This is a genomic window from Streptomyces capoamus, assembly GCF_014654935.1.
GTDB lineage: Bacteria > Actinomycetota > Actinomycetes > Streptomycetales > Streptomycetaceae > Streptomyces > Streptomyces capoamus.
In genome coordinates this window covers 50,792-58,149 of record NZ_BNBF01000002.1, presented here as the reverse complement: position 1 = coordinate 58,149, position 7,358 = coordinate 50,792, and the positions used below count along the sequence as shown (strand labels likewise).

Annotated in this window: 8 protein-coding genes; 5 read left to right on the top strand and 3 right to left on the bottom strand. The window is 74.3% G+C overall.

Going from position 1 to position 7,358, the window contains the following annotated elements; genetic code table 11:
• Window positions 1-1,073: adenylate/guanylate cyclase domain-containing protein (locus IE312_RS03770; protein ID WP_189978365.1), on the top strand; the 1,073-nt coding region annotated here is incomplete at its 5' end.
• Here IE312_RS03770 and IE312_RS03765 read toward each other — a convergent pair.
• Window positions 1,048-1,734 (bottom strand): hypothetical protein, encoded by a 687-nt coding sequence (locus IE312_RS03765; RefSeq protein WP_229898994.1) that lies wholly within the window; start codon window positions 1,732-1,734, stop codon window positions 1,048-1,050. The two genes, IE312_RS03770 and IE312_RS03765, sit on opposite strands and share 26 nt — an antisense overlap.
• A gap of 194 nt (window positions 1,735-1,928) precedes the next feature.
• On the opposite strand from IE312_RS03765, the gene IE312_RS03760 reads away from it, so the two are divergent.
• The 3 genes from IE312_RS03760 to hutH all read left to right on the top strand — a co-directional run bounded on the left by IE312_RS03760 (window position 1,929) and on the right by hutH (window position 5,661).
• Window positions 1,929-2,723, top strand: coding sequence for an enoyl-CoA hydratase/isomerase family protein (locus IE312_RS03760; RefSeq protein ID WP_189978363.1), 795 nt, complete (start codon window positions 1,929-1,931; stop codon window positions 2,721-2,723).
• A gap of 153 nt (window positions 2,724-2,876) precedes the next feature.
• Window positions 2,877-4,019 carry a GGDEF domain-containing protein gene (locus IE312_RS03755; protein WP_189978361.1) on the top strand — a complete coding sequence of 381 codons (1,143 nt, stop codon included), beginning with the start codon at window positions 2,877-2,879 and terminating at the stop codon, window positions 4,017-4,019.
• Window positions 4,020-4,107: 88 nt separating this feature from the next.
• A complete protein-coding gene (hutH, locus tag IE312_RS03750) occupies window positions 4,108-5,661 on the top strand; it encodes a histidine ammonia-lyase (RefSeq protein WP_189978956.1) in 1,554 nt (517 codons plus the stop codon).
• 56 nt (window positions 5,662-5,717) lie between these two features.
• Here the strand turns inward: hutH and IE312_RS03745 are convergent, their stop codons facing one another.
• Window positions 5,718-6,503, bottom strand: a complete 786-nt coding sequence (locus IE312_RS03745; RefSeq protein WP_229898992.1) for a hypothetical protein — start codon at window positions 6,501-6,503, stop codon at window positions 5,718-5,720.
• Window positions 6,504-6,545: 42 nt separating this feature from the next.
• The gene (locus tag IE312_RS03740) at window positions 6,546-6,887 is read right to left on the bottom strand and encodes an LAETG motif-containing sortase-dependent surface protein (protein WP_189978358.1); all 342 of its coding nucleotides are present in this window, start codon (window positions 6,885-6,887) and stop codon (window positions 6,546-6,548) included.
• A 109-nt stretch (window positions 6,888-6,996) separates the two neighbouring features.
• Here IE312_RS03740 and IE312_RS03735 point away from each other — a divergent pair, with 109 nt between their 5' ends.
• Window positions 6,997-7,341 (top strand): hypothetical protein, encoded by a 345-nt coding sequence (locus IE312_RS03735; protein ID WP_189978356.1) that lies wholly within the window; start codon window positions 6,997-6,999, stop codon window positions 7,339-7,341.
• The last annotated feature ends 17 nt before the right edge of the window (window positions 7,342-7,358 follow it).

The window sequence follows — 7,358 nt, the reverse complement described above, 5'->3', positions numbered from 1 at the left end:
CCCACGCCGCCGACACCGGCGAGGACCCGCTGGCCCTGCGGCTCGAACAGCTCATCCTGGGCGCCGAGCGCCGCTACACCCCGTTCCAGGCCGCCCGCAGCGCCGGCGTCTCCATGGAGCTGGCGTCCCGCTTCTGGCGGGCGATGGGCTTCGCGGACATCGGCCAGGCCAAGGCCCTCACGGAGGCCGACGTCCTCGCCCTGCGCCGGCTCGCCGGCCTGGTGGAGGCCGGCCTGCTGAGCGAGGCGATGGCGGTGCAGGTGGCCCGGTCCACCGGGCAGACCACCGCCCGGTTGGCCGAGTGGCAGATCGACTCCTTCCTGGAGGGCCTGACCGAGCCCCCGGAGCCGGGGATGACCCGCACCGAGGTGACGTACCCGATCGTCGAGCTGCTCCTGCCCGAGCTGGAGGAGTTCCTCGTCTACGTCTGGCGCCGCCAGCTCGCCGCCTCCGCCGGCCGGGTCGTGCAGACGGGTGACGACGAGGAGATGGTCGACCGGCGCCTGGCCGTCGCCTTCGCCGACCTGGTCGGCTTCACCCGCCTCACCCGCCGGATGGAGGAGGAGGAGCTGGGCGAGCTGGTCGAGGCGTTCGAGACGACCGCCGCCGACCTGGTGGCCGCGCGCGGTGGCCGGCTCATCAAGACCCTCGGTGACGAGGTGCTCTACGCGGCGGACGACGCGGGTACGGCCGCGGACATCGCCCTGCTCCTGGTGGAGACGCTGTCGAACGACGAGACCATGCCCGAACTGCGGGTCGGCATGGCGTTCGGCACGGTGACCACCCGGATGGGGGATGTGTTCGGGACGACGGTGAACCTGGCCTCCCGGCTGACCTCCATAGCCCCGCGCGACGCCGTCCTGGTGGACAGCGCCTTCGCCGAGGAGCTGATCCGCACCGGCGAGGCGCCCGCCTCGGAGGCGGAGGCGGCGGAGGCCGCGGCGGCCGCCGAGAAGGAGGGCGAGGAGCCGCCGGTGTACCGCTTCGCGCTGCAGCCGATGTGGCAGCGCCCGGTGCGCGGGCTCGGCGTGGTCGAGCCGTGGCTGCTCACCCGCCGCGACGACCGCCCCTGACCCCCGCCCGCTGTCCGCCCTCGCCGCCGAGCACGTCCACGCACAGGCCGATCACCGGCAGGCACACCCCGCCGGGGCGGGGCTCCGCCGTGCCGTGGCTCGCGGTGGGGGTCGGGGCCGGCGTGGGGGTCGCCCGGGTCGGACCGGGCGTGGGCCCGCTCGGCGCGGGGCTCGTCGGGCCGCCCGGCCGGGGCGCGGCCGGGGTGCCGGTCGCGTGGACGGTGGGTACGGCGGTGGGGCCGGGCGGTGCGGTGGCCGTGTCCGGCGCGCTGCCCGGCGTGCTGCGGGCCGGGGACCCGGCGGGCAGGGGAACGAGGCTGCGGCCCCCCAGGGCGGAGGTCGCCGAGGGCAGCGCGGTGGGGGCGGCGGCGATGGTGGCCGAGGTGTTCGCGGAGCCGCCCGGTGCCCGGCCGCCCGGGTCGAGCCGGGGCTCCGCCTCCGCCGTACCGGAGGCGCCGACCCCCGAGTCCGGGGCCACCCGGACCAGGCTGAGCACCCCCGCGGCCAGGGCGAGACCGCCGGCCGCCAGCAGCACCTTGCGGGGGCGGGGCCTGCGGTGCCGCCCGCGCCGTACTCCCGGTGTGTTTGCCGGCCCGCGTTCCCGTGTGTTCGCCGGCCCGCGCTCCCGTTCCGCAGCGGTCCGTCCAGGTATCGGTCTCATGGGTCCCCTCCCCGCCGCGCGCCCGGGGCGCGCCGTGGCGCACGCTATGCGCTCGTGTGGGCGAAGTGCGCCCGGACGGCCGGGATGTCACTCGAACGGGCGAACGGGCTCGGCGCCCCGGGCTTCCCGGAAGCAGGCGGGGCTGCGATGATCGGGCCGACGGTGAGTTAACCCGCGTTAACCGGAGGGGTGTCATGAGCGAGGAGCGGTTCGGGGAGTTCGTGCTGGTGCGGCGGCACGGGCACGTCGCGGAGCTGGTGCTGGACCGGCCCAAGGCGATGAACGCCGTCTCCACGGAGATGGCCCGGTCCCTCGCGGGCGCGTGCGCCGCGCTCGCCGCCGACCGGGACGCCCGGGTGGTCGTGCTGACCTCGTCGCACGAACGGGCGTTCTGTGTGGGCGCCGACCTGAAGGAGCGCAACTCCTTCACCGACGCCGACCTGGTACGGCAGCGCCCGGTGGCCCGGGCCGCGTACACCGGGGTGCTGGAGCTGCCGATGCCGACCGTCGCGGCGGTGCACGGCTTCGCGCTGGGCGGCGGTTTCGAGCTGGCGCTCTCCTGCGACCTGATCGTGGCCGACGCCACGGCCGTGGTGGGCCTGCCGGAGGTGTCCGTGGGCGTGATCCCGGGCGGCGGCGGGACCCAGCTGCTGCCCCGGCGGGTCGGCGCGGCGCGCGCGGCCGAGCTGATCTTCTCGGCGCGGCGGGTGGAGGCGGCGGAGGCGGCCGGGCTGGGGCTGGTGGACCGGCTGGTGGAGGCCGGCCGGGACCGCGAGGAGGCGCTGGCGCTCGGGCAGCGGATCGCGGCCAACTCGCCGGTGGGCCTGCGGGCGGCGAAGCGGGCGCTGCGGCTGGGGCACGGACTGGACCTGCGGGCCGGCCTGGAGGTGGAGGACGCGGCGTGGCGCTCGGTGGCCTTCTCCGGTGACCGTGCGGAGGGCGTGGCGGCCTTCAACGACAAGCGCGCGCCGCAGTGGCCGGGGGAGTGAGGGGCGCGTTCCGGCGGAGCGCGGGGGCCCGCACGGGAGGCCGCGGGCGGCGCCCGTACCCCGAGGCGCGCGTTCTGCACCCCCTGTCGGGGCATACCACCTGATCGCCGTACCGATCGCTCGAACCTCGTGAATCCTCCCTAATCTGGAGTAATGGGTGAGGACGAGCGGCTGGCCGCGGTCGTGGCGCTGGCGCAGGGGATGGCGGCGGCCCACACCCCGCGGGAGTGCTGGCAGGCCGCCGCCCTCGGCGGCTGCCGGGCCCTGGCCGGCAGCTTCGCCGCGCTCTCGGTGTGGGAGCGCCAGCTCGGCCGCCTCCGGGTCCTGGTGAACGTGGGGGACCGCGCACCCGAAGAGGAGGAGTTCCCGGAGGCCGAGACCTACCCGGTGCACCAGTTCCCGGAGATCACCGAGTTCCTGCACGAGCGCTGGGCCGGCGGCGGCGGCCCCAACGCCTGGGTGGAGACGGCCGAGGGGGCGGCCGCCGGCGAGCCCGGTTACCTGCACCAGCGGGTCGCCGCCCTGCGCCGCCGGGGTCGCGGCTGCTGTGTCGTGGCCCCGGTCGTGCTGCACGGCCGTGCCTGGGGCGAGCTGTACGTGGCGCGCGCGGCCGGCGAGCCCGTCTTCGCGCGCACCGACGCCGACTTCGCCACCGTGCTCGCGGCCGTGGTCGCCGCGGGCATCGCGCAGACCGAGCGGCTGGAGGAGGCCCGCCGGCTCGCGTTCACCGACGCCCTGACCGGTCTGGCCAACCGCCGGGCCGTGGACGTACGGCTGGAGGAGGCCGTGGAGCGGCACCGCGCGGAGGGCGTGGTCGTCAGTCTCGTCGTCTGTGACCTCAACGGGCTCAAGCGGGTCAACGACACCCTCGGGCACGCCGTCGGCGACCGCCTGCTGGAACGTTTCGGCTCGGTGCTGTCGCTGTGCGGCGCGATGGTGCCGGGTGCGCTGGCCGCGCGGCTGGGCGGGGACGAGTTCTGTCTGCTCGCGGTCGGGCCGCCCGCCGACGACGTGGTGAAGGCGGCCGAGGAACTGTGCCGCCGCGCCGGGGAGTTGGAGCTTGGGGAGGGGGTCGCGTGCGGAGTCGCCTCGACCGGGGACCCGATCGGCCCGGTGCGCGACGCCCGCCGGCTGTTCCGGCTCGCGGACGCCGCCCAGTACCGGGCCAAGGCCACCCGCCTGGACCGGCCGGTGGTGGCCGGCCGGGAGGGGCCGGACGATCCGGTCGTACGGCTGGCCGACGAGCCGCCGCCCGCACGGGCCGAGCGGCGCCGGTTCCGCGGGCGCCGGCCGTGAGGCGAAGCCCACACCTCGCGGTAAGGGTCGTACCCGGTCCCCACTAGTGACATCACCGCATTCAATGCGTACGCTCCTGAATATGGATATGCACACTGTGGTGGTGGGGACGTCCGGTGTCACGGCGTCCGACGTTCTCGCCGTGGCGCGCGGCGGTGCCCGCATCGAGTTGTCGGCCGAAGCCGTGGCGGCCCTCGCGGCGGCCCGGGAGATCGTGGACGCGCTGGCGGCCAAGCCGGACCCGGTCTACGGCGTCTCCACCGGCTTCGGCGCCCTGGCGACCCGGCACATCAGCCCGGAACTGCGCGCCCAGCTGCAGCGCAACATCGTCCGCTCGCACGCCGCCGGCATGGGGCCGCGGGTCGAGCGGGAACTCGTACGGGCCCTGATGTTCCTGCGGCTCAAGACCGTCTGCTCCGGGCACACCGGTGTGCGGCCCGAGGTCGCGCAGACCATGGCCGACGTGCTGAACGCCGGGATCACCCCGGTCGTGCACGAGTACGGCTCCCTCGGCTGCTCCGGCGACCTCGCCCCGCTGTCCCACTGCGCCCTCGCGCTCATGGGCGAGGGTGACGCCGAGGGCCCCGACGGCGTCGTACGACCCGCCGGCGAACTGCTCGCCGAGCACGGGATCCAGCCCGTCGAACTGCGCGAGAAGGAGGGCCTCGCCCTCCTCAACGGCACCGACGGCATGCTCGGCATGCTGGTCATGGCCCTCGCCGACCTCGACACCCTCTACAAGTCCGCCGACGTCACCGCCGCCCTCAGCCTGGAGGCGCTGCTCGGCACGGACAAGGTGCTCGCCCCCGAGCTGCACGCCATCCGCCCGCACCCGGGCCAGGGCGCCTCCGCCGCCAACATGTCCGCGGTGCTGCAGGGTTCGGGCCTCACCGGGCACCACCAGGACGACGCGCCGCGCGTCCAGGACGCCTACTCGGTGCGCTGCGCCCCGCAGGTCGCCGGTGCCGGCCGCGACACCCTCGCGCACGCCCGCACGGTCGCCGAGCGGGAGCTGGCCGCCGCCGTCGACAACCCCGTGGTGCTGCCTGGGGTCGGCACCGGGGGAGGGCGGGTCGAGTCCAACGGCAACTTCCACGGCGCGCCCGTGGCCTACGTCCTGGACTTCCTCGCCATCGCCGCCGCCGACCTCGGCTCCATCGCCGAGCGCCGCACCGACCGGCTGCTGGACAAGAACCGCAGCCACGGTCTCCCGCCCTTCCTGGCGGACGACGCCGGTGTCGACTCCGGTCTGATGATCGCGCAGTACACGCAGGCCGCGCTGGTCAGCGAGATGAAGCGGCTGGCCGTCCCGGCCTCCGCGGACTCCATCCCGTCCTCCGCCATGCAGGAGGACCACGTCTCCATGGGCTGGTCCGCCGCGCGCAAACTGCGCACCGCCGTCGACAACCTGACCCGGATCATCGCCATCGAGCTGTACGCGGCCACCCGCGCCGTCGAACTGCGCGAGGGTCTCACCCCGGCGCCCGCGACCCGGGCCGTCATCGAGGCCGTACGGGCCGCGGGCGTGCAGGGCCCCGGCCCGGACCGCTTCCTGGCGCCCGACCTGGCCGCCGCCGACGCGTTCGTGCGCGGCGGCGACCTCGTGGCGGCCGTGGAGAAGGTCACCGGCCCGCTGCAGTGAGCGCGAAGGGGCCCCGGCCGACCGGCCGGGGCCCCTTCCGCGCTACGGACGGACCGTCACTTCAGTTTGGCGGCCTGCGCCTTCACAACCGGAGCGGACACCGTGTAGGCCTTCTTGCTCATCATCGCGCCGATGTTGACGGTGGTGTACACGGCGAGGGTGTTCCCGTGCCGGGCGACCTCGGCGTGCAGCGGCAGGGCGCCGTCCTTGCCCGCGTCGTTGGTCGCGGTGAAGGCCACCGACGCGTCACCGGTGCCGGAGGACTTCTCCTCGCTGACCTTGGTGAAGGTGCCCTTCTCGCCGTCCTGCGCGCCGGAGAAGCCGCCCGCGCAGGCCTTGACCGCGTCGGAGACCGCCTGCAGGCCCTGCTCGGCGCCGTCCCCGTCGTACGAGGCCAGGGTGACCACGGTGACGTCCAGGTTCATGGACTCGCTGATGGAGTCCGCGGACTTGCCCCCGTCCGGCGACGTGGCGCCGGCCTTGGGGACCTTCACGTTCTCGGTGGCCATCTTGCTGGTGTGCGCCACCGGGTCACCGGGCGCGATGGCGGTGAACGCCCGGAGCACCGGCAGGCACTTGGCGTCGTCGGACGTCACCTTGCTCTTGTCGGGCACACCGCCCTCGACGGCACCGACCTTCTGGCCGGGCACGTCCCCCTGGGCGATGATCAGCCGCTGCAACGCGCCGGCGTCCAGCGTCTTCGCGGCGGGCTTGTCCGCGTCCTTGCCCGAGCCGCTCCCGGAGTCCTTCGACCCGTCGTCGCCACAACCCGTGACGAGGGCGAGCGACAGCGCGCTCACAGCTGCGGCGGCGCACAGCCGCACGCCCGGTGATCTCTTCATGAGCGAACTATGTGGTCGCTGTCAAACATTCGTCAAGAAAGATCAAAAGCCCAGACGTTCCCGACGCACCGAATACACGACGAATCCGGCACCCACGGCGAGGAAGAGACTGCCGCCGACGACGTACGGGGTGGTGTCGAAGCTTCCCGTGTCGGCCAGTTCCGTCTCCGCCTCCGTCGCCACCTCCTGCTCCGCGGACTCGGCGGTCGCCACCGTCACCGCTCTGGCCTGCGTGACCTGTTCGGTCCGCGGCGCGACGGAGGTGGCCACCGTCTCTCTCGCCGGCGCACCCTGCGAGGCGTTCGCGGACGGGACGAACCACAGCGCGCACAACAGGGTGCCCGCGGCGGTGGCGGTCAGCAGCGGACGGCGAGCGGATGACACGGAATATCGATCCCCTTGTGACGCTGGCGAATTGGCCGTGCGGGGCGATGTTAGTGAAAGTCGCGGGTCACAGGAAAGTCACGGGAGGTTTCAGTCGTACGCTCCCGCCATGAGCACAGAAGAGACATCACGGTTTGTACGGCTTCGGGTGGAGTTGGTGCTGGAGGTGCACGACGAGGACGCGGTGGCCAAGGCCGCGCTGCGCCGCGTCGCGGAGGACCCGGAGCTGCCCGAGGGCGAGCGGGCCCACGCCGAGGGCGCTGTGACGGACGACACCGCGGAGGCCCTGGCCTATCTCGTGGACCCGTTCGACCTGGTCAGCGAGGTGCCCGGGGTGGAGCTCCAGCAGGCGTCCTGGTCCAGCGAGCGGATCGAGTACGACCCTGATTCGCCCGACTGGGACCTGGACGAGGATGATGGGCAGGACGACGAGGAAGAGGGCGGCATCGGCTGAGCGTCCCGGGGCACCCA

Coding starts and splice junctions, on each gene's coding strand:
- IE312_RS03765 (WP_229898994.1), bottom strand. CDS start 1,734: ATGAGACCGATACCTGGACGGACCGCTGCGGAACGGGAGCGCGGGCCG.
- IE312_RS03760 (WP_189978363.1), top strand. CDS start 1,929: ATGAGCGAGGAGCGGTTCGGGGAGTTCGTGCTGGTGCGGCGGCACGGG.
- IE312_RS03755 (WP_189978361.1), top strand. CDS start 2,877: ATGGGTGAGGACGAGCGGCTGGCCGCGGTCGTGGCGCTGGCGCAGGGG.
- hutH (WP_189978956.1), top strand. CDS start 4,108: ATGCACACTGTGGTGGTGGGGACGTCCGGTGTCACGGCGTCCGACGTT.
- IE312_RS03745 (WP_229898992.1), bottom strand. CDS start 6,503: ATGAAGAGATCACCGGGCGTGCGGCTGTGCGCCGCCGCAGCTGTGAGC.
- IE312_RS03735 (WP_189978356.1), top strand. CDS start 6,997: ATGAGCACAGAAGAGACATCACGGTTTGTACGGCTTCGGGTGGAGTTG.